Annotated in this window: 19 protein-coding genes; 6 read left to right on the top strand and 13 right to left on the bottom strand. The window is 37.4% G+C overall.

What is annotated here, in order from left to right:
- Positions 1-10 precede the first annotated feature (10 nt).
- The 6 genes from AC6F34_RS06620 to AC6F34_RS06595 all read right to left on the bottom strand — a co-directional run bounded on the left by AC6F34_RS06620 (position 11) and on the right by AC6F34_RS06595 (position 8,825).
- Positions 11-1,300: an adenylosuccinate synthase gene (locus tag AC6F34_RS06620; RefSeq protein WP_500770294.1), complete on the bottom strand. Its 1,290-nt coding sequence runs from the start codon at positions 1,298-1,300 to the stop codon at positions 11-13.
- 299 nt (positions 1,301-1,599) lie between these two features.
- Positions 1,600-2,964: a replicative DNA helicase gene (gene dnaB, locus AC6F34_RS06615; RefSeq protein ID WP_500770292.1), complete on the bottom strand. Its 1,365-nt coding sequence runs from the start codon at positions 2,962-2,964 to the stop codon at positions 1,600-1,602.
- 96 nt (positions 2,965-3,060) lie between these two features.
- Entirely contained in the window at positions 3,061-3,510 is a 450-nt protein-coding gene (gene rplI / locus AC6F34_RS06610; RefSeq protein ID WP_500770290.1) for a 50S ribosomal protein L9, read from the bottom strand.
- A complete protein-coding gene (locus AC6F34_RS06605; protein WP_500770288.1) occupies positions 3,507-5,480 on the bottom strand; it encodes a DHH family phosphoesterase in 1,974 nt (657 codons plus the stop codon). Before AC6F34_RS06605 ends, rplI begins: the two co-directional genes overlap by 4 nt.
- Before the next feature lie 24 nt (positions 5,481-5,504).
- Positions 5,505-6,437, bottom strand: coding sequence for a YybS family protein (locus AC6F34_RS06600; protein ID WP_500770286.1), 933 nt, complete (start codon positions 6,435-6,437; stop codon positions 5,505-5,507).
- Positions 6,438-6,857: 420 nt separating this feature from the next.
- Positions 6,858-8,825, bottom strand: coding sequence for a methyl-accepting chemotaxis protein (locus AC6F34_RS06595; RefSeq protein ID WP_500770284.1), 1,968 nt, complete (start codon positions 8,823-8,825; stop codon positions 6,858-6,860).
- Between the two features lie 247 nt (positions 8,826-9,072).
- Here AC6F34_RS06595 and AC6F34_RS06590 point away from each other — a divergent pair, with 247 nt between their 5' ends.
- The 4 genes from AC6F34_RS06590 to AC6F34_RS06575 all read left to right on the top strand — a co-directional run bounded on the left by AC6F34_RS06590 (position 9,073) and on the right by AC6F34_RS06575 (position 12,481).
- Positions 9,073-10,341, top strand: coding sequence for a right-handed parallel beta-helix repeat-containing protein (locus AC6F34_RS06590; protein WP_500770282.1), 1,269 nt, complete (start codon positions 9,073-9,075; stop codon positions 10,339-10,341).
- A gap of 1 nt (position 10,342) precedes the next feature.
- Positions 10,343-10,906 carry a nitrous oxide reductase accessory protein NosL gene (locus AC6F34_RS06585; protein WP_500770280.1) on the top strand — a complete coding sequence of 188 codons (564 nt, stop codon included), beginning with the start codon at positions 10,343-10,345 and terminating at the stop codon, positions 10,904-10,906.
- Positions 10,907-10,979: 73 nt separating this feature from the next.
- Entirely contained in the window at positions 10,980-11,792 is an 813-nt protein-coding gene (locus tag AC6F34_RS06580; RefSeq protein WP_500770278.1) for an ABC transporter permease, read from the top strand.
- Positions 11,789-12,481, top strand: a complete 693-nt coding sequence (locus tag AC6F34_RS06575) for an ABC transporter ATP-binding protein (RefSeq protein WP_500770276.1) — start codon at positions 11,789-11,791, stop codon at positions 12,479-12,481. Before AC6F34_RS06580 ends, AC6F34_RS06575 begins: the two co-directional genes overlap by 4 nt.
- A 94-nt stretch (positions 12,482-12,575) precedes the next feature.
- Here AC6F34_RS06575 and pdxT read toward each other — a convergent pair whose 3' ends face one another.
- Entirely contained in the window at positions 12,576-13,163 is a 588-nt protein-coding gene (gene pdxT, locus AC6F34_RS06570; protein WP_500770274.1) for a pyridoxal 5'-phosphate synthase glutaminase subunit PdxT, read from the bottom strand.
- Positions 13,163-14,050: a pyridoxal 5'-phosphate synthase lyase subunit PdxS gene (pdxS, locus tag AC6F34_RS06565; RefSeq protein WP_500770272.1), complete on the bottom strand. Its 888-nt coding sequence runs from the start codon at positions 14,048-14,050 to the stop codon at positions 13,163-13,165. The genes pdxT and pdxS overlap by 1 nt, the downstream gene beginning before the upstream one ends.
- Positions 14,051-14,165: 115 nt before the next feature.
- On the opposite strand from pdxS, the gene pdxR reads away from it, so the two are divergent.
- Complete coding sequence (gene pdxR, locus AC6F34_RS06560) at positions 14,166-15,566, top strand: MocR-like pyridoxine biosynthesis transcription factor PdxR (protein WP_500770270.1); 1,401 nt, start codon at positions 14,166-14,168, stop codon at positions 15,564-15,566.
- 128 nt (positions 15,567-15,694) lie between these two features.
- Entirely contained in the window at positions 15,695-16,207 is a 513-nt protein-coding gene (locus AC6F34_RS06555; protein WP_500770268.1) for a type 1 glutamine amidotransferase domain-containing protein, read from the top strand.
- Between the two features lie 266 nt (positions 16,208-16,473).
- Here the strand turns inward: AC6F34_RS06555 and AC6F34_RS06550 are convergent, their stop codons facing one another.
- The 5 genes from AC6F34_RS06550 to AC6F34_RS06530 all read right to left on the bottom strand — a co-directional run bounded on the left by AC6F34_RS06550 (position 16,474) and on the right by AC6F34_RS06530 (position 21,465).
- Entirely contained in the window at positions 16,474-17,649 is a 1,176-nt protein-coding gene (locus tag AC6F34_RS06550; protein ID WP_500770265.1) for a GTP-binding protein, read from the bottom strand.
- A 48-nt stretch (positions 17,650-17,697) separates the two neighbouring features.
- Positions 17,698-19,290: a metal ABC transporter solute-binding protein, Zn/Mn family gene (locus AC6F34_RS06545; protein WP_500770263.1), complete on the bottom strand. Its 1,593-nt coding sequence runs from the start codon at positions 19,288-19,290 to the stop codon at positions 17,698-17,700.
- Between the two features lie 68 nt (positions 19,291-19,358).
- A complete protein-coding gene (gene rpmG, locus AC6F34_RS06540; RefSeq protein WP_500770261.1) occupies positions 19,359-19,508 on the bottom strand; it encodes a 50S ribosomal protein L33 in 150 nt (49 codons plus the stop codon).
- A 389-nt stretch (positions 19,509-19,897) separates the two neighbouring features.
- Positions 19,898-20,677 (bottom strand): DUF4097 family beta strand repeat-containing protein, encoded by a 780-nt coding sequence (locus AC6F34_RS06535; RefSeq protein WP_500770259.1) that lies wholly within the window; start codon positions 20,675-20,677, stop codon positions 19,898-19,900.
- Positions 20,678-21,045: 368 nt separating this feature from the next.
- Positions 21,046-21,465: a MarR family winged helix-turn-helix transcriptional regulator gene (locus AC6F34_RS06530; protein ID WP_500770257.1), complete on the bottom strand. Its 420-nt coding sequence runs from the start codon at positions 21,463-21,465 to the stop codon at positions 21,046-21,048.
- Positions 21,466-21,509: the final 44 nt, after the last annotated feature.

Here is a 21,509-nt window from a genome sequence, read left to right as displayed (position 1 = left end):
TAAATGAAGGTTAGTTTCTCCAAGGACTTCTTACAATGTTTGTTTGCTTACGATCCGGGCCAACAGAGAAAATCGATAGTGGAATTCCTGTTAATTGTGCGATTCTCTCTAAATAGTGGCGCGCGTTTGCTGGTAACTCACCTAGTGACTGACAACCAGTAATGTCCTCTGTCCAGCCAGGTAGTTCTTCATAAACAGGCTCACATTTTGAAAGAATGTTCAAACTTGCAGGGAATTCTTCAATTACTTTCCCTTCGTATTTGTAAGCTGTACAAATCTTTAATTTCTCAATGCCTGTTAGGACATCGATTGAGTTTAATGAAAGATCAGTAATACCACTTACACGACGTGCATGACGAACAACAACACTATCAAACCAACCTACACGGCGAGGACGCCCAGTAGTCGTTCCATACTCTCGGCCAACCTCACGGATTTGGTCTCCAATTTCATTATTTAGTTCTGTTGGAAATGGACCATCTCCAACTCGTGTCGTATATGCTTTTGAAACACCTACAACATGTTTAATTTTTGTTGGGCCAACTCCAGATCCTATCGCTACTCCTCCAGCAACTGGATTTGAAGACGTAACAAATGGGTATGTACCTTGATCAATATCAAGCATAACCCCTTGAGCACCTTCGAATAGAACACGTTTACCTTCATCTAATGAATCATTTAATACAACAGAAGTATCACAAACGTATTTTTTAATTTGCTGTCCGTATTCATAGTATTCTTCTAAAATATCTCCTAGACTAAAGCCATCGGTTTCATAAATACGCTCTAACACACGGTTTTTATCTTCTAAGTTGCGCTCTAGCTTTTCTTTAAAAACATCAAAGTCTAATAAATCTGCAATCCGAATGCCACAACGTGCTGCTTTATCCATGTAAGCTGGGCCAATTCCCTTTTTCGTAGTACCAATTTTGTTCGCACCTTTTCGTTCTTCTTCGACTTCATCCAATTTCAAATGATACGGAAGAATAACATGGGCACGATTGCTAATGCGTAGATTATCTGTCGTTACGTTCTTATCATGTAAATAAGCTAGCTCTTTTACAAGTGCTTTTGGATCAACAACCATTCCATTGCCAATTACACATGTTTTATCTGAATAAAATATTCCTGATGGAATTAAGTGTAGTTTATACGTTTCACCGTTAAATTTTATTGTATGTCCTGCATTATTACCGCCTTGATAGCGAGCAATTACCTCTGCGTTTTCCGAAAGAAAATCTGTAATCTTCCCTTTTCCTTCGTCTCCCCACTGTGTTCCAACAACCACTACTGATGACATTTATAAAAGCACCTCCGAGGTTTTTACGTAAACCATTTTCAAACAACCTAATTCTAACAGTTTTATTGCATAAAAGTCAATAAAACACGAACGATTTTATAAAAAAATAAATTAGATGTTCGTAATATAGGTTTATAGATAGTGTTTCTTGCCACAATTAAACACGAACAATCTTATACTCGTATTAGTATGTGTATTTATTCAGAGAAAATCAGTGTATTTACGAACCTGTACTATTACCTTACAGATCCCATCAATAAAAAACCCGCAGCAAATTTTTGCTGCGGGTTCATTGTTCATTACGCTCCTGGTGGGGCATATGAGTCATCGAACCTTTTCTCAAGGTTGACGAATTTATTGTATTCTTTCACGAATGCGAGTTGAACGGTACCAACAGGCCCATTCCTTTGCTTAGCAATGATGATTTCGATAATATTTTTGTCTTCTGATTCTTTGTCGTAATAATCATCCCTGTATAGAAAGGCTACGATGTCAGCATCTTGCTCGATACTCCCTGATTCACGAATGTCAGACATCATTGGACGCTTGTCCTGCCTTTGCTCCACTCCACGGGAAAGCTGACTTAAGGCAATGACTGGCACTTGTAATTCACGTGCCAATGCTTTTAAGGAACGAGAGATTTCCGAAACCTCTTGCTGGCGGTTTTCGCCAGTACGACCACTTCCTAAAATTAATTGTAGATAATCAATTAAGATCATCCCTAGACCGTGCTCCTGCTTTAAACGACGGCACTTAGAGCGAATTTCGGTAATACGAACGCCAGGTGTATCATCAATAAAAATCCCAGCATTTGAAAGGCTCCCCATTGCCATTGTAAGCTTTCCCCAATCATCGTCTGTTAAAGAACCTGTACGAAGGCGCTGTGCATCAATATTTCCTTCTGCACAAAGCATCCGCATGACAAGCTGCTCCGCACCCATCTCAAGACTGAAGATCGCCACATTTTCCTCCGTTTTCACAGCGACATTTTGTGCAATATTTAAGGCAAATGCTGTTTTACCAACAGATGGACGTGCTCCAACGATGATCAAATCATTTCGCTGGAAGCCTGCTGTCATCTTATCAAGCTCAGAGAACCCTGTTGCGATTCCTGTAATGTCGCCTTTGCGATTATGCATCACTTCAATATTGTCATAAGTACGTACGAGTACATCTTTAATATTGTGGAAGGCACCGGCATTTTTCCGTTGCGAAACTTCAAGTATGCTTTTCTCGGCTTCACCTAGAAGAGACTCGACTTCATCCTCGCGGCTATATCCATCCTGAGCAATGTTTGTTGCTGTACGAATCAATCTTCTAAGCAGAGATTTCTCTTCAACAATTTTTGCATAATATTCAATATTTGCTGCTGTCGGAACAGAACTAGCCAGCTCACTTAAATAACTCACACCGCCTGTGTCTTCAAGTAGCTTTGCAGCGTTGAGTTCTTCCATGACAGTAACTAAATCGACCGCTTTCCCTTGGTCATTTAGCTTTAGCATCACATTAAAGATTTTTTGGTGTGCCCCTCGGTAAAAGTCCTCTGGTATTAAAATTTCTGATGCTAATGTTAATGCAGAAGGCTCAAGAAAAATTGCACCTATTACCGCCTGCTCTGCCTCCTGATTTTGTGGAGGAAGGCGATCTGCAAATAAATCACTCATGACGATCCCCCCTTTAATCATCCCATTCAGTAGGGACATTCTTAGACCGCTAGTAGAAAAAATGTGATCAGCTTCTAACCGATCACATTTTATTTATTAGTTTGCTTCTTTTACATGAACATTAATTGTCGCTGTCACTTCTGTATGAAGTTTAACAGGTACTTTTGTATAGCCTAATGTACGAATTGCATCGTCCATTTCAATTTTACGTTTATCAATTTTAATTTTATGTGTTTTGTGAAGTTCTTCAGCAATTTGCTTGCTCGTAATAGAGCCGAATAAGCGACCTGCATCTCCCGCTTTTGTTGCAAATTCAACCGTAAGCTTCTCCATCGTTTCTTTTAGTTTTTTTGCGTCTTCTAGCTCTTCTTCAGCCAGCTTTTCTTGCTTTTTCTTTTGTGCATTTAATTGGCTAACACTTGCTTGATTGGCTTCTACCGCCAAACCTTGTTTAATGAGAAAGTTTTGTGCATACCCATCTGCTACATTTTTTACTTCGCCTTTTTTTCCTTTTCCTTTAACATCTTTTAAGAAAATGACTTTCATTCTTTCTTTCTCCCTTCAAAGTAATCATCAAGTGTTTCTTTTAGTCTTATTTCAACATCTTCAATGGAAAGGTCTTCAAGCTGAGTTGCTGCATTCGTTAAATGCCCTCCACCTTCAAGGTTTTCCATAATGATTTGTACGTTAATATCACCAAGCGAACGCGCGCTGACACCGATCAAATTTTCCGAACGATAAGAGATAACAAAGGAGGCAACAACACCGTCCATTGATAGCAATGTATCTGCAGCTTGTGCGATGACGACTTGATCATACACTTGACTCGGATCTCCCTTTGCAATCGCAACACCATTGCGATAAAACGCAACCGTTTCAATAATTTTTGAACGTTGAATATAGGTTTCAACATCTTCCTTTAAGAACTTCTGTACAAGGACCGTATCCGCACCTTGACCTCGTAAATACGAAGCTGCATCAAACGTTCTTGCCCCTGTCCTTAAGGAGAAGCTCTTCGTGTCAACAATGATTCCTGCTAGTAACGCTGTTGCTTCTAACATTTCAATTTTACTCGTTTTCGGCTGATATTCCAACAATTCCGTCACGAGCTCGGCAGTCGAGGAAGCATATGGCTCCATATAGACAAGGAGAGGGTTTTTAATAAAGTCTTCCCCACGACGATGATGGTCAATGACAACTACGTTATGAATTTTATTTAACAATCTTTCCTCGATCACCATTGAAGGCTTGTGTGTGTCAACAATGACTAATAATGTATCCTCAGATGCCATATCCAGAGCTTGTTCTGGTGTAATGAATTTCGAATAGAGTTTCTCATTCTTAGAGATTTCCTCCATTAAGCGTTGGACACTTATATCTAAATCATCAAAGTTCATGACAATATACCCTTCTCGATGATTCATTTGTGCAACTTTTTGAATACCAATCGCGGCACCTACTGCATCCATATCCGGGCGTTTATGACCCATAATAATAACTTTGTCACTTTCAATGACAAGTTCTCTCAATGCGTGAGAAATGACACGAGCACGGACACGGGTTCGCTTTTCTACTGGGTTCGTCTTACCACCGTAAAACTTAACTTTTCCATTCGTTTGCTTAATCGCGACTTGATCTCCTCCTCTTCCTAATGCAAGATCAAGGCTTGATTGAGCAAGCGTACCTAGTTCTGGCAATGCAGATACACCTGTACCTACACCAATACTTAGTGTAAGGGGGACGTTTTCTTTTGATGTTTTTTCCCTTACTTCATCTAAAATTGTAAATTTATCTTTTTCCAACTGAAGCAAGATTTGCTCATTAAATACTGCAATAAATCGGTCGGACGAAACGCGTTTGAAAAATAAACCATTCTCAACAGCCCATTTATTCAACAGTGATGTCACGAGGCTATTCAGGCTGCTTCGTTGTTGATCGTCCATCCCTTGCGTCATATCATCATAGTTATCTAAAAAGATAAATGCGATTACCGTACGCTCTTCTTCATATAATTTTTCAATCTCTGTTTGTTCAGTGACATCAAAAAAGTACAACAATCGCTCTTCCGTTTTATGTATAACGCGAAACTTGCGATCATGTAACGTTATGACTTCTGTCTCCACTTCTTGTTTAATAATTGGAATCAATGAATCTGCGACATCATACAACGAACGACCTACTATAGAGTCCTCATTAAAACAGGACACTAGAAAAGGATTCGTCCATTCAACATAATAATCATCATTAATAAGCATAATTCCAATTGGCATTTCCATTAAGGCTTCTTCTCCAACCTTTTTCACACGATACGATAAGGTGGAGATATACTCTTCAGTTTCTATGCGAAATGCACGATCAAGCTTAATGAAATAAACAAAAGGAATCGTAATCAATAGCAAGCCAACTAGAGAGATGATCCATTGATAAAAGGCTAGAATAATCAGAAGCACAATTGTAATTGCCAATAGCCCGTATATTGGAAAACGAATGGATCGCTTTTCTAAATAAGAAGGCATTTTTTCAGCTCCTAATCAGCAGTGTTATTTTTTCATTCTTTTTCTTAAATCGAAACCTAAATCAATTATACCTAATAAACTTACAATATAAAGGAGAAACGGGAATAAAAACGAAAACACAAAGAGTGTAATCGGTATAGCCTTCGTCATTCCTTTTATATGACTTATGTAAGCGATACATGCAAACCCTTGCACAACTAAGATCATTTGCAGCAAAAAGGATGCGTTGAAAATGGCTGTAAACAGCATCGTCCCCTGCTCAGGCTGTAAGAGCAATTGACCAAGCAAGACAAGTAAATAATACCATATAATGCTTTTAGGTAAGCTTACACTGTGAAATGGTGGCCATTTCGGTATATCGATTTGCAAACGTCTCATCAATGGGAAAGAAATAAGTTGGACTAGGAATACATTGACAAACGATATCATAATCATCAAGCTAGGCATTAGGATTGCAACCATTTCGATCCCGCCTTCAAACATTTGAACAGCACCTGTTACATCCTGCCCCATTGACTCTAACATATTGCGGGAGGTTGAAAGAGATTCCTTCATTACATTCATCATATCGTCAATAAAATTAATTTGGAATAACAAGGACATAGCTGCATAGCTTAACACGAGGATTAGCAGAAAAGCAATAGAACTAGCCATATAAATTTCTAGCTTAGATTTTTTAGCACGAATAAATTCACCTGTAATAAATCCAACTACTCCATATAAGAGCCCCATTACTAATCCAAGAAATGAGCCAATCATCATCGATAAGAGCAATGCTGCTACAAGAAAAAGAGCGCCATCCTTTCTCGAATGACGAGCAGTATAGACCATAAATGGCATCGCTAAAAAGAATTGAACAACAATCGATAGAAGTGGTACATATAGCGTCATCATCAACATGACGAGAAATATGGCTAATGTAACGGCTCCCTCTGTTATCTTTCTTGTTTGATTCATATGTGTCTTCCCTTCAGAGGAGGTTTTCAAAAAAAGCAGTTTTTAATACATAGTTTTTAATACATACTATTGTAGCTAGTTCATCAGCCGTATTCAACCTTCATCACCTTTCCTTATACGTTTTTACATAGAATTAAGAAAAAGCATCGTGTGGCAATATTGGCATGACCCACGTCCTGTAGACCTCAAACCTAAAACAAGACCGCAGGGAATTCTACTATCTATCTGTCTTTAGCATATGGCCACAAGTGGCTAGCTAGACGGAAAAATAACCGCTTTCAGTTGTCTCTTTTTAGAGCAAGAGTCTCTTCGTTACAATCCAATCGATTAAAACGATGCTTGATCATACAATCACTCCATTTACCTTACCACAACATCCATTCTTCAAAAAAAAGCCCCTATAACTAGGAGCTCTTTCTGTTAATCATTTATCTTAAATTGATCAACTATTTCTTGTAAATCTTGACTTAAGTTCGTTAATTGTTCTGCCGAGTTTGCCACTGCTTGAATAGCAATCAATTGCTCATCTGTTGATGCACTGACTTCTTCACTTGCTGCTGCAGCCTCCTGAGCCATAGATGCCATACTGTGAATGGTATTCATCACGTCATCTTTACTATGTGCGACTACCAAAATGTCAGTTGAAATTTGTTTAATGGATGCTTGCATTTCTTCCACAAACTGAGCAATTTTAGTAAACGTAACTTCTGTATGTGTAACTGCTTCTTCCTGCTGTTTGAATGTATGTTTTGTTTTATCCATAGACTCCATCGCTTGATTCGAACTGTTTTGGATATCTAAAATCGTTCCTTTAACCTCATCAGTCGCCACAACAGATTGTTCTGCAAGTTTGCGCACTTCCTCTGCAACAACGGCAAAACCTTTTCCATGCTCTCCTGCCCGAGCAGCTTCAATGCTTGCATTTAATGCTAATAAATTCGTTTGCGCACTAATTTCAGTAATCGTTGTCATGATATTTTCAATTTGATTGATGTTTTGATCAAGCGTAGAGAACACCTTTTCTGTTGAATCCATGTATTCTTGTGATATGGTGAATGAACTTTTTAATTGTCCTACTTGTAGCATGCCGGCATGATTCATTTCGCTTGCCTGCTTTGTCTTCTCAGTCATTTCAATTGTCTTCTCAGTGATTTCATTAATTTGAGCACTTAATTGCCCCGATTGCTTATTCACAAGCTCTGCCTCTTCAGCTGATTGCATCGCACCTTTAGCAATCTGGCTGATTGCAGCTGCTACCTCTTCACTTGAAGCATTAGTTTCTTCAGAAACAGCACTTAAACTTTCCGCAGATTCTTTCACATCTTTTACAGAACCGTCAACAACGGTCAAGGCTGAGCGCATACTCGCCACCATTTTATTAAAACCTTCCGCCAGCTGGCCTATTTCATCCTTTGTATGTACATTTACGGTTGCACGTAAATCTCCATTTGAAACGAGGTTCACTCCTTCCTGTAATTGCTTAATTGGCTTCGTCATTCTTGATGAAATTACATATGTAGCAGCCATCGCAACAATAAGAGCAATAAATGATGTGAATATAATAATATTTCGTGTTTTGTTTGCACTTTCCATTAAATTTTCTTCTTGATAGATTGCGCCTACTTTCCATCCTGCTGTCGGAACTGTCTCAAACATAATCGATAAGTCACCATCAATGACTGTTCCTTCCTCTTGAGATAGAATGTTCTCATAGCTATGTTCACCTTCTAACTCATCAACAATTGGTAGTCCTTGTGCTGAAATGACTAGAGGAGTACCTTCATAAGAAATGTTCACATCTTTTATCATGTTTGCTAAGTCCGTTAATAAGAAGTCGATTCCCATTACACCAATGACGTCAGATTCATCTTCAATCGTAATTGAAGCAGTAACGACTAATTCATTCGTAGAGGCATCTTCATACGGTTCACTGAAAATAAATTCACCAGGAGAAGCGATCGCTGCTTGGTACCACTCCCTGGAAGTTGGGTCAAAGTTCGAGGTATCAAATTCTGGTTTAATCAATAGCTCTTCACTGATTGCTGCTACAGAATAAACAGATGTTACTGAAGCATTTACTTCTAGAAAGGTATCTAACTCTCTACTAAGTGCGTCACGATCAAATTCCTCTCCAGCATTTGAGGCAGCAATAGAATCGACTATTCCATTACTTTTAGAAAAAAACTTCATACTCATCCCATACTTTTCTAAATACAATTGCAGTGTATGGTTCATTTGAGAAACAATACTTGCCGAATCATCTTTAACATCTTCTGTTATTTGTTGTTTTACTTGAAAAATGACAAAATAACTAACTGCAACAAGAATGATAAAAATCAACGTTGCAAAAAACAACATCAACTTTCCTTTAATAGATTTAAACACCATTCAATAATCCTATCCTTTCAAAATTAATAGTATTAACTTATCACGATTATTTTTTTCTCACGAGGGAATAATTTACTATAATTATGGTATTAAAAGTAAAAAGTGAGGTGTTTTTTACATTTTATTAAAAGTCTTAATTCTCCGCCTTTTCTATCATTAACCTCATCAAAAAATGTATAAAAAGTCTTCAAACATCCTTCACATTTTTCCTATATAGTAAAACTTGGACGTGGAAGGGGTGAAGAGTATGAAAGCGATGTTATTTTGGATGACTCTACTTGCATTTATAATGTTTTCACCACATTCTATTTTTGCTGAATCGATTCAAGAAAAAATTGATCAAGCCGAAAGTGGAGCAACCATAGTGATAAATGAAGGAGAATACGAGGAAAACCTCTCAATTGAGCGACCAATCCATCTTCGTGGTGAAGGTGATGTGCTCATTAGATCATGCCTTGAAAAGCCTGTTCTTTCGATTTCTGGTAGCTCTGTTACAATTGAAAATCTAAAGATTGAGCATTGTAGCGAAGTGGATGAATCAACAGCTATTTACGTCACTGGAAATTTGCATCAGCTTATCAATCTCTCACTTGAATTCAGAAGATATGGTATACGTTTGAATGATGCCCATGAAGTCGTCTTACTTGAAAATGATTTGATCGGGAGAAGACGTGGAAACGGCGTAGATTTGTGGAAATCTAGTAAAAACGAAATGAAAACCAATCGCATTGCTAATGTGTCAGATGCGATTTATTTAGAACAGAGCAACCAGAACACCTTACTTTCTAATCAAATGATACGTTCACGATATGGGATGCATCTCATGTTTTCAAATGAAAACCAATTAATTCAAAACACTTCTGAAGCAAATGTAACAGGTGCGATGATTATGCAATCAAACCAAACGATCGTGCATCAAAATCAGTTTTTAGCAAATGCTCGTAATGTTAATGCACAGGGGCTCTTATTGTTTCTTGCAGAACGTAATGAAATAACCGAAAATGAGTTCTTTTCCAATCGTATCGGAATTTATATTGAAGACGCCAATCACAACATCGTACATACAAACTCCATCATCAATAACTTTATGGGGATGCAGTTTATGCGATCAAGTCAAAACGAAGTGAAGCGTAACAATTTTGCTGGGAATGTAAATGATGTACAAGCAATTGAGAGTGCAGACAACGAATTACAGCAAAACTATTGGGATATGGCAGACAAAGTTGACATTGATGGTGATGGTATAAGCAATATTGTTTATGCAACAGATCCTTATTTCCTATCAATTACTGAGAAAGTCCCGCCATATCAACTTTTTTTCCAAGCACCAGGAATGCTCATACTGCAAAATATGCTCACTAGTCCACCGGAGCTGATTCTTCATGACACGGAGCCTTTAATGGAAACATCTTTACTCGTTGAAAAAGAATCATCCTCAAAAGGTATACTATGGGCAATGAGTATCACAATGTTGATTATCAGTGGAAGTATATATTATTTAGGGAGGAAAAGATAAAATGACGAAAAAAATGAAAACCATAGTTGGATTCATGATTGCCATGCTCTTCTTAGCTGCATGTGGAAAGGAAGAGGTACAGCCAGTTGCTATTAATGAAGCAACAGATACGTGTGAAGTATGCAACATGCAAGTGTTAGACAATGAATTTGCCACTCAGGTTGTACTTGATAACGGCCGCTCACTCGTTTTTGATGATGTAGGATGCATGTATGATTGGTTTGCCACAAGCGACGATGAAATTGCTGGCTCATTTGTACGTGATTATAATGACAAAGAATGGATTCTAGTAGAGAATGCATCATATGTTTATGACGAAGACATTAAAACTCCAATGGCTTACAATGTGGTCTCATTTAAAGACGACGCTTCAGCTAAAAGGTTTGTGGAGGATCACGGAAAAGGTACAATCATGTCCTATGAAGAGTTAAACAATCATGATTGGCCACAAAACCCTGATATGGAACATTCCCATGATCATGATCATCATCATGGAGAAAATCATGGAGAAGAACACGGTGACCATCACGAAGAAGAACACCATGATCATGGAGATACACATTAAGTAGTAAATAAGGGCTTTCCTCTTAAAGGGTAGCCCTTGATTTTTTAAATTTTGATTGAAAGGAGGAAATACGATGTGGAATATTTTACGATCCGAAATTCGGATGACAATTCGACAAAATTCCTATTACTCTTTTCTTATCCTATGGGTAACCGTCCTCCTCTTGCTGTTTTTATTGCAGCATAATGCACCGTCTGTTTCTGGTTATACAAATATGACAGGTACGATTGCCAATATCGCTCTGTATATTCTGCCCTTATTTATGCTCATCATTGGTTCTTTTTCAATTGCAAATGAAATTGAAAGTGGGCAATGGAAGTTGTTGAATACTTATCCAATTAGCTCCTTAGCCTATTTAGTAGGAAAAATAGCTGGTCAACTAGTTGCTCAAATTATTGTTTTCACCTTTAGCTTTGGGGTTAGTCTTGCCATTGGGCTTCTTTTCGGCGTGGAGTTTTTAAGTAGTTGGTTATGGGCGATTTATTTATTTTCGATTTCGCTTATTTTTTATTTCCTTATTATCGGGTTTGTCATTGGATCTGCATGTGCTTCAAGATGGCAGGCTTTATCAATATCAGTAATAGTATGGTTCTTCTTTATTATGATTTGGCCCATTGCACTAATCAGCATTTTAGGATTTCTACCATATAATTTAATTGCACCTACTTTAACCGTCTTAACGTTTATAAACCCGGCGGAGTTTGTCCGTGTTTCTTTTGTTGTCTCCATGGATGCAGGGTCTGTGTTTGGACAGTCCTATGATTCCTTAATGACTTTATTGCATTCAGCTTCAGGGTTTCTTGTACAGTTTTTATACAACATTATGTTCCTAACCTTTACTTTAATTGCTTCAATGAGCTTTTTAGAATGGAGGAAACGCCGATGACATTACAAGTGACACAAATTTCTAAAACATATAAGCAACATACAGCCCTGTTTCCTTGCTCAATTGAAGCGTCATCAGGAGAATGCATCGTTCTCTGTGGTGGGAATGGAGCGGGAAAAAGCACATTGCTGCAGTGCATAGCTGGCATTCTTCAGCCTACAACCGGCACAACGGCCATTAATGGGAGGGAAATGCATCTTGATCGTACGAGCTATCTAAGGGAAATTGGCTTTATGCCTGATGATTTTCAAGCACAAGCTCTAATGACAGTAGAAGAATTTCTTCAGTTTTATGGAGCACTACGAAAAGTTGAGAAACAAAGGATTGATGAAGTGCTCATCCAAATCGGTCTTGAGGACAAAAGAAAAAAGCTCGTTAAAAGCTTATCAAAAGGGATGAGACAAAGACTTATATTTGGACAGGCAATTCTCTCAAAACCAACCGTCCTCATTCTTGATGAACCAACGAATGGTCTTGATCCTTATTGGATTAATCAATTTGTACAAATCATCGAACAATTAAAATCTGAGGGTACGATTGTTGTCTTCTCGACTCATATGATGGACGTTGCTGCTGAAACGGGCAATGAAATCTTATTTCTTCAAGATGGAAACTTGATTGAACGTCTACAAAATGACGGAGACGTTGAACAAATGACGCTCACCCTCATGAAATTGCACCGAAATTAATCAATATTGAAGTCTTTTATAAAACATGTAGACAAAGTCAAAAATCGACCTTGTCTACATTCTCTGAAGGATCATAAATCGATCCTCTTTTTTATTACACGATAGCTTTCACTCTACATTCCTTGACCATTTTCACAAAATAGTGCATAAATGCTGGATTATTCGTCAATTCAGGGTGGAAAGAAGTTGCCAGTAATGATCCCTGTTTTACAGCAACAATATGTTCTTCAACCGTTGCTAACACTTCCACCCCTGCTCCTACTCCAGAAATGAAAGGAGCACGGATAAAAACCGCAGGAAAGGGCTGTTCAAACCCATCTACTATTAGTGCAGCTTCAAAGCTTTCTTTTTGCCTTCCAGAGGCGTTACGACGAACTGTGATGTCAAGCAAAGATAAATGCGGATTGGCATCTCCTTCTAATTGTTTTGCCATTAATACGAGCCCAGCACATGTGCCAAATAGCGGCTTTCCTTGCTTAGCAAATTGTTGGATGGGTTCAATAAACCCTAGAGTATCCATTAATTTGCGAATGGCTGTGCTTTCACCACCGGGGACAACCAAACCATCTACATCATCTAATTGCTTTGGTGTTTTAATCGAAACACCCATTGCACCACAGCTTTCAATCTGTGCTAGATGCTCTGTTACTGCTCCCTGTAAGGATAAAACACCAACTTTCATTACCACCCACGCTCCTGCATTCTTTCCTCTAGTGATAGTTTCGAAATGTCAATGCCTTTCATTGCTGCTCCTAGCTCTTGAGAAAGCTTGCCGATTAAGTCATAGTCTTTATAATGAGTTGTTGCTTGCACGATCGCTTGAGCAAACTTTTCCGGGTTCTCTGATTTAAAAATACCTGAACCAACGAACACGCCATCTGCTCCTAACTCCATCATAAGCGCTGCATCAGCAGGTGTTGCAATTCCACCTGCAGCGAAGTTTACAACAGGCAGCTTGCCGTTTTTCTTAATTTCACGTAATAATTCATAAGGTGCACCAATATTCTTTGCTTCTGTCATAATTTCATCTTCGCTCATTAATGTCAGCTTGCGAATTTGTGCTTGCACTTTACGCATATGACGAACCGCTTCTACAATATTTCCAGTACCAGGCTCTCCCTTCGTACGGAGCATGGAAGCACCTTCACCAATACGTCGTGTCGCCTCTCCTAAATCGCGGCAGCCGCATACAAATGGGACAGTAAAGTCACTTTTTAAAATATGGTATTCTTCATCAGCTGGAGTTAAAACTTCGCTTTCATCAATATAATCCACACCCATAGCTTCGAGTACGCGTGCTTCAACGATATGCCCTATTCTTGCCTTCGCCATAACAGGAATCGATACAGCACCCATCACTTCTTCAACAATACGTGGGTCTGCCATACGCGCAACTCCACCTGCAGCACGAATATCTGATGGTACCCTTTCTAACGCCATTACAGCTACAGCTCCAGCTGCTTCTGCTACACGTGCTTGTTCTGCATTGACAACGTCCATAATGACGCCACCCTTTTGCATTTGTGCCATGCCACGCTTTACTGTTTCCGTTCCTAATACTTTGTTCATATGTACATCCTCCTCTTGAAAAGCTCTGATTTGTTTATTAGTATAGAAAGAAACTGATATGATTAAAAGAATCAGTTTTAACAAAAACAAAGGGTTCAGTTTAAGGAGATTGACTATGAACATGCTTTCTTGTGAATTAAATCGTGAAAGTTCCGTTCCTATTTACGAACAACTCTACCAGTTTATCAAAGAAGAAATTATCGCTGGTCGACTTGCATCTGGTACAAAGTTACCTTCTAAGAGAAAACTAGCTTCTTTCTTAACGATTAGTCAGAACACGATCCAGACTGCGTACGAACAATTAGATGCAGAAGGATATATTGAGGTGAAGGCACGGAAAGGATACTTCGTCCTTGCCTACGATGAACTAGAATATGTTGATCTAAATGAACCGAGCCGAAATCATGCTCGTTCTCAAGAAAAGGCCTATCAATATGACTTTCATCCAAGTCAAATTGATACGGCTCATTTCCCTTTTGATAAATGGCGTAAGTCAATGAAACTAGCCATTGATGTCCTTCAGAAAGAATTACTCTTACTTGGAAACTACCAAGGCGAATTCAGATTCCGGGAAGAGATCTCTCATTATTTGTATCATTCGCGAGGGGTTAAATGTCAACCGGAACAAATTGTCGTTGGTGCTGGTGTTGAGGTTCTTCTTCAACATCTCATTCTATTATTTGGGCAGAACACGACATACGGAGTTGAAGATCCGGGTTATCACCTCATGTTAAAAATTTTGAAGCGTCATCCGAATAACGTTTACCCTCTAGTTGTCGACGAACAAGGCGTTGATATTGATGCTATCCTACAAACACCTATCGATATTTTATATACGACACCATCCCATCACTTTCCATACGGGACAGTCCTACCTATCTCTCGTAGGCAAAAGCTGTTAAATTGGGCGGCTGAAAGTCAGCAACGCTATATTATTGAGGATGATTACGATAGTGAGTTTCGTTACAATGGAAAAACGATCCCCTCTCTTCAAAGCATGGATCGTACTGGAAAGGTCATCTACTTAGGTTCCTTTTCCAAATCGTTTATTCCTTCACTTAGAATTAGTTACATGGTATTACCACTGGCTTTAATGGATAAATATCATGAATACTTTTCTGCGTACCACTGCACTGTCTCAAGAATTGATCAAATTGCTCTAACTGAATTTATGAAAGAAAGAGAGTTTGAGAGGCATTTGAACCGGATGAGAAAAATATATCGAAGAAAAGTTGAAGTAGTGTTAAATTATGTGAAGCCATTTGAAAATCAATTGACTGTCATAGGTGAAAGCTCTGGATTGCACTTGATGCTCGTTGTAAAAACTGGACATTCTGAGGATGAACTTGTGCAAAAAGCTCATGCATGTAGCATTAAAATCTATCCCCTATCTCACTATTCGATTATAGAAAAGCATGAGCCATATCCTAAGATCATTCTTGGTTTTGCAGGAATTGAAGAAGACAAACTAGAGGATGCTCTACAAGCATTATTTATTGCATGGGGTATTTTTTAGAACATACAAAATGTTCCACGTGAAACATTCCATTTTTTTCTTTATGCATAACAAACTAAAAATTGGGTAAATAAATGATGTAAGTATTACCCACTATTTGAGCTTGTATTAGAAAGGAATGTTGAAACATGGCAAAGAAAATTGCAGTATTGGTTACAAATATGGTTGAAGAAATTGAATTAACTGATCCAGTAGAGAAATATGAGGAAGCCGGATACACCGTAGATTTGCTAAATGCTGATGGTCCTGCCGAAATTACAGGGAAAAATGGTGGAAAGTTCAAAGTTGAAAAAGGTCTAGATGAAGTCTCGCCTAGTGATTATGAAGCACTATTAGTCCCAGGTGGATTCTCACCAGATCTTTTAAGAATTAATCCTAAAAATGCAGAATTCGCCGCTCACTTTATTAAAGGCGAAAAGCCTGTTTTCGCCATCTGTCATGGCCCGCAGTTCTTAATTGATACAGATTTAATTGAAGGTGTAAAAATGACAAGCTTTACATCAGTAAAAAAAGACTTAATGAATGCTGGAGCAACTTTTGAAGATGCAGAAGTCATCGTTGACCACAACATCGTGACAAGTCGTACACCAGATGATCTACCTGCCTTTAATCGTGAAGCATTAAAATTATTAAAAGCATAATTCAAAAGCGACTGCTAAAAATGCAGTCGCTTGAGATTGTAGACAAAGTCAAAATCGACTTTGTCTACATTTTTTTCGTAGTACTTTTTGATAATAAGAGAAACCCTCAGAGTGTCTTGAAAACGCTTGTCAGACTAGGCTTGCGGTCGAATGAAAGCCGAATAGAACACATGGTTCATGGGGGGACTTTGATGCCAAACAACGACGTATGCGAGCGTTTGTCAACAGTCTGAAGCGACTGCTAAAAATGCGGTCGCTTTTGTCATTTAAAATGGTGGGAATTGATCAAGGAATTCTGACCAATTCATTATCATCTCGTCATCTGTTAATAAGCAAAGATCTAACGATTCAATTAGTTCATTGTCTTTCATCTCTATACCAATAAACACCAATTCAGTTAAACGATCTCCATAAGTAGGGTCCCATCTCTTTAACAAGTCTGGGTCTTCACTAAATAGTAGTTGTTTTTCTGCTTCTGAATAAGTATCAATCCAATTGCCAGCTCCTTGAAAGATAATCGATGGACCAGCTTGTGACAACAAGCCCATCATCTCATTGCGAGAAGCAAGCCAAAAGAAGCCTTTTGATCGTACAACATCGACTGGCCAATTCTCTAACCAATGATATAGACGTTCGGGATGGAAAGGCCTTCTTCTCTTGTAAACAAAAGAAGAGATTCCATATTCCTCAGTTTCTGGCACATGCTCTTCATTTAACTCTTTAATCCATCCAGCACTCTGGCTAGCCTCATCAAAATCAAACAAACCAGTATTTAAAATCATATCTAATGGCACTTTTCCTTGAGAGGTTTGTAAGACTCTTGCTTGTGGATTTAACTTAGAGATTAACGACTCTAGTTCCTTCGCACTCTCCTTGTTGACAAGATCGACTTTATTTAATACTAATACATCAGCAAATTCAATCTGATCAATTAGTAAATCGACTACTTCTCGAGTATCGTATTCATCAGTTGCTTGTTTGCGCTCCAACAAGCTCTCACCTGAAGCATAGTCATGCCAAAATCGATTTGCATCAACTACCGTCACCATTGTATCAAGCTTACACATTTCACCTAAATGAATACCTAAATGTTCATCCATATACGTAAAAGTTTGTGCAACTGGAATAGGTTCAGAAATGCCAGATGATTCAATAACAATGTAATCAATGTTTCCTGATTGTACAAGTCTTTCTACTTCAATCATTAGATCCTCTCTTAAAGTACAACAAATACAACCATTCTGTAACTCTACTAGCTTCTCATCAGTTCGTGTAAAACCACCCTGTTTTACTAGGGAAGCATCTATATTTACCTCACTCATATCATTTACGATCACAGCAATTTTTTTATTTTCACGATTAGACAATATATAATTCAATAAAGTTGTTTTTCCAGCACCTAAATAACCACTTAATACTGTTACAGGGATTTTTTTCACCATCAATTGCACTCCATTTTATTTATCGTAATCATTTTTAAAAATAGATTATTAATTATTCAATGCCTTTTTCAGCGTATCTATATTCATTTTCATCATGCTAAAATAGTCTTCCCCATTATCTAAATCCTCTTGGGAAACAGATTCCATATTACGTAAAACCAAACTTTCCGCTCCAATTTCTGATTGAATTACATCTGCAATTCTTGAACTTACATTGTTTTCAAATACAACAAATTTTAGATTGTTTTCTTTTGCCACATTCACCAACTCTACTAACTTTGCTTGTGACGGTTCTTGAGTAGGTGACAATCCTAAAATACTCAACTGTTCTAGTCCATACCTTCTTTCCCAATAACCATAAGCAGCATGAGAAACAATGATTTGTTTATGGTTTGCTTCTGAAATGACCTGATGCAATTCTTGGTCTAATTCTTCTAAACTCGCTTTTAACTTCTTAAAATTCTCTTCGAAATAAGACTTCTGCTCCGGCATTTTTTCGCTAAGCATGTTCTTAATATTCTGGGCAATTTCAACGCTCATCACAGGATCTAAAAACACATGTGGATCATCTTCACCACTATGCCCATCATGATCATCAATGTGGATGGTTAATGGCGTTGACTGCGCAAGTGGCTCATGGTCTTCTCCAAACAGAACAACTTTAAGTTGCAATCCATCTATTTCAGCAATACCACTAAATTGTGGACTATGATTTTCTCCAATTACTTCCCAATCATCGTGATCTGACTCACGCATATACCAATGCCAATGGTTATTTCCTTCATCCTCATCAATTGTAGCGGTTAAATTGATCTCATCACCTGTATGATAATGATGAGCCAATCCTTCTACTTCAACTGATTCTTGAACCTCTTCTTCATGACCTTCTCCATGTGCATGTTCTCCCTCATGTTCATCATGTTCATGACCTTCTTCATGATGAGCATGACCGTGATCATCAATGACTATTTTAATTGATTCAGATTGTGCATACACTTCATGATCATGATCATATAAAATTACTTTTATCTCCTGGCCATCTACAGTAGCTTCTCCATGATAATGAGATCCACCTTGCCCTGAAACAACGACCCATTCTTCCTGTCCAGGGTCTTTCGTATACCAATGCCAATGGGCATTACCACCATCTTCATCAATTAACGCATTTAATTCAATTTCATCCCCTGTATGATAGTGATCCTTTATACCATCAATTTTCAGGTTAGAATGAGACCCATCTTTCTGTTCATGATGATGATCATCTGTCTCTTCATGAGAATGGCCTGAAGTCAAACCCTTACCAGCTGGAAGAATATGTACATCTTGATTCGCAAAAAGGTCATCAACTTTATCTCCAAATGGTTCTAGCCCAACTCCGGAGAAAATAAAAACATCTCCGTCAGATATTTTCTGTATATCTGCCAAAGTTGGCTCATAAGTATGGGCATCTGCGTTCGGTGGATAAATACTTTCTACTTCTACAAACTCCCCTCCAATTTTTTCTGTAAAGTCCGCTAAAGCGTATATGGACGTATAAATCGATAAAGAATCATTGTCGCCTTTCTCTTCTACTGATGCTGGTTGGCACCCTGCTAAAAGCGTAGCAATGGTCATTAATAATACAAGCACACCTTTTCTCAATTTTTTCCCCTCTCCCTCTTACTTTATTGATAAACATAATCATTAAGATTATTAAAGTGCAATTTTTATTACTTCGTCTCTTTATGCAATGTCTTCCTCTTTAATCTTGGGCTATATTTCATTAACTCCAATCGGTCTGGCTGATTTCGTTTATTTTTCGTAGTAATGTAATTTTTATCTCCTGTCTCTGTACAAGCTAACGTAATCTTCACACGCATTTTTGCTCCTCCTTCCAAAATAAATCGTAATCATTTTGATTTATGACTTTCTCATTATAAAACAGAACGATTACTATTTACAAGTATTTTTCTATAAGACAAGCACTAGGAACTCGTCTTTTAGCAGCAACTTAAGACGAAGGATTATAAATTATAATTTTAAAAGAGTATTTACTTGTACTTGAGTCTTACACACCTTCTAGAACTTCTATTTATATTGGAGATTAAAAAATAGTTTAAAGATGCTTTTTATACCCTCATTTGTAAAACAAAAAAAGCTACCAAACTTGGTAGCTAGACCTTTAATGTTCTTATGCCATTTAGGATATCTTTAATAAAATGATATGAATTTATATAAATCAATCCAACAACTAGTATGTTTTAAAGGTTTAATTAATTTCTATGTTTCCTACTGAAACAGAGATATTTAGTCTTGTCTCATTATTTGGTGTATTAAAAAGTACTTCTTTCCCTGGCCCTTTATTATTAATGTTCAACTTATGCTCTTTAGATACAATCTTCCCGTTCTTAGTTGAGAGATGTAACCCTATATCATCAGGTTTTGTCTCTTTAGGTAACTGAACTTTTACATGGCCATTAGAAATTTTAATGTTATTTTCTCCTATAAAATTTCTGAGGACTAGACCCTTTAAGTTGCCTACATTAATTTTAATATTGATTTGTCCATCTACTTCCCCTAAATTAACAGAACCATTTCCAGATTCGACATTTAGAAATTCGCCTTGAAAGCGATTCATCTTGACAAAACCTACATCAGAAATAAGAGATAGACGACTAACTTCAGAAATTTGATCAATATCAATATTTCCATTATTTGTTTCCAAGTGAATTTCATCTAATAGCCCAGGCGGAATGTTTAAAAGTATTTCACTTCTGTTCCTTTTACCAGGTAATATTTTCTTCCAACCTTTATCAAATGTAAGTAACTGAATAATGGCTTTGTCATTAGCATAATTAATATCAATGTGTGGCGTTCCAAATATGGTCTTTTGACCTTGGAAATCAATATATAAATCTGGATGATTGCTAACTACCTTAATGTTGGAATAATCCGAATGAAGGATGATTCCATTGACTTTTTTTATGTTGGATTGGTATTCAAAGTTGCTCTTGGAGTTGTTTAATAAACCTAAAACTATTAATGTCATAAAAATAATCCCTCCTAATAAATACATTTTTCTTTTCATTTGAACAGCCCATTTCTTTTTTAAAAAATATATTTTAGTAACTAAAATATTTAATAATTAAAATATATATAAAATATATTCTTTCGTCAACAAAAAAAAACAGATCTAAATATGATCTGTTCAGACTGTTGACAAACGCTCGCATACGTCGTTGTTTGGCATCAAAGTCCCCTCATGAACCGTGTGTTCTATTCGGGTCTTCATTCGACCGCACGCCTAGTCTGACAATCATTTCCAGGACATTCTGAGGGTTTCTCTTATTATCAAAAAGTACTACGAAAAAAATGTAAACAAAGTCGAAATCTCAACAGATCTAAATATGATCTGTTTTAAATGTTTTCTTCAATCTTATTAAACAAGCGATTTACCTCTGATAAGGACGTGGCTATCGTTTCTAACTGTTCAACGGAGAACTTTAAAAATATTCCATCAACCTTTTCTTCTCCTTTTTTCGTTAAAATAACTCTTACGACTCTACGGTCTTCTTTTAACCTAATTCTTTCAATGAAATTCAGTTGCTCAAGCTTATCACACATATTTGTCGCAGCACCAGGTGTTAAAAGGAATAGATCCGATATTTCCGTTACCTTAAGATAACCAGACAATTTTAGTTTTAATAACAAAAGCACCAAATTCTCAGAGATATCTTCGTCATGAGTAAGTAATTTCATAAAACGGTTGGATTTAACTTGAATATTAAACATTTCCTCCATTAAAGTTCGCACAGAATTTCCCTTATTCTTATCCATTAATAACACCCTTTACAGTTCTTTCATAAAATAAAATATATAAA

The sequence above is a fragment of the Niallia sp. CD-39 genome (assembly GCF_059874745.1).
Note: the sequence above shows the minus strand (reverse complement) of the source record. Positions and strands in the feature narration are given on the sequence as shown.

Excerpts from the sequence above, each read along its gene's own strand:
- AC6F34_RS06620 (WP_500770294.1), bottom strand. The coding sequence starts at position 1,300 with ATGTCATCAGTAGTGGTTGTTGGAACACAGTGGGGAGACGAAGGAAAA.
- dnaB (WP_500770292.1), bottom strand. The coding sequence starts at position 2,964 with ATGAGTGATTTATTTGCAGATCGCCTTCCTCCACAAAATCAGGAGGCA.
- rplI (WP_500770290.1), bottom strand. The coding sequence starts at position 3,510 with ATGAAAGTCATTTTCTTAAAAGATGTTAAAGGAAAAGGAAAAAAAGGC.
- AC6F34_RS06605 (WP_500770288.1), bottom strand. The coding sequence starts at position 5,480 with ATGCCTTCTTATTTAGAAAAGCGATCCATTCGTTTTCCAATATACGGG.
- AC6F34_RS06600 (WP_500770286.1), bottom strand. The coding sequence starts at position 6,437 with ATGAATCAAACAAGAAAGATAACAGAGGGAGCCGTTACATTAGCCATA.
- AC6F34_RS06595 (WP_500770284.1), bottom strand. The coding sequence starts at position 8,825 with ATGGTGTTTAAATCTATTAAAGGAAAGTTGATGTTGTTTTTTGCAACG.
- AC6F34_RS06590 (WP_500770282.1), top strand. The coding sequence starts at position 9,073 with ATGAAAGCGATGTTATTTTGGATGACTCTACTTGCATTTATAATGTTT.
- AC6F34_RS06585 (WP_500770280.1), top strand. The coding sequence starts at position 10,343 with ATGACGAAAAAAATGAAAACCATAGTTGGATTCATGATTGCCATGCTC.
- AC6F34_RS06580 (WP_500770278.1), top strand. The coding sequence starts at position 10,980 with ATGTGGAATATTTTACGATCCGAAATTCGGATGACAATTCGACAAAAT.
- AC6F34_RS06575 (WP_500770276.1), top strand. The coding sequence starts at position 11,789 with ATGACATTACAAGTGACACAAATTTCTAAAACATATAAGCAACATACA.
- pdxT (WP_500770274.1), bottom strand. The coding sequence starts at position 13,163 with ATGAAAGTTGGTGTTTTATCCTTACAGGGAGCAGTAACAGAGCATCTA.
- pdxS (WP_500770272.1), bottom strand. The coding sequence starts at position 14,050 with ATGAACAAAGTATTAGGAACGGAAACAGTAAAGCGTGGCATGGCACAA.
- pdxR (WP_500770270.1), top strand. The coding sequence starts at position 14,166 with ATGAACATGCTTTCTTGTGAATTAAATCGTGAAAGTTCCGTTCCTATT.
- AC6F34_RS06555 (WP_500770268.1), top strand. The coding sequence starts at position 15,695 with ATGGCAAAGAAAATTGCAGTATTGGTTACAAATATGGTTGAAGAAATT.
- AC6F34_RS06550 (WP_500770265.1), bottom strand. The coding sequence starts at position 17,649 with ATGGTGAAAAAAATCCCTGTAACAGTATTAAGTGGTTATTTAGGTGCT.
- rpmG (WP_500770261.1), bottom strand. The coding sequence starts at position 19,508 with ATGCGTGTGAAGATTACGTTAGCTTGTACAGAGACAGGAGATAAAAAT.
- AC6F34_RS06535 (WP_500770259.1), bottom strand. The coding sequence starts at position 20,677 with ATGACATTAATAGTTTTAGGTTTATTAAACAACTCCAAGAGCAACTTT.
- AC6F34_RS06530 (WP_500770257.1), bottom strand. The coding sequence starts at position 21,465 with ATGGATAAGAATAAGGGAAATTCTGTGCGAACTTTAATGGAGGAAATG.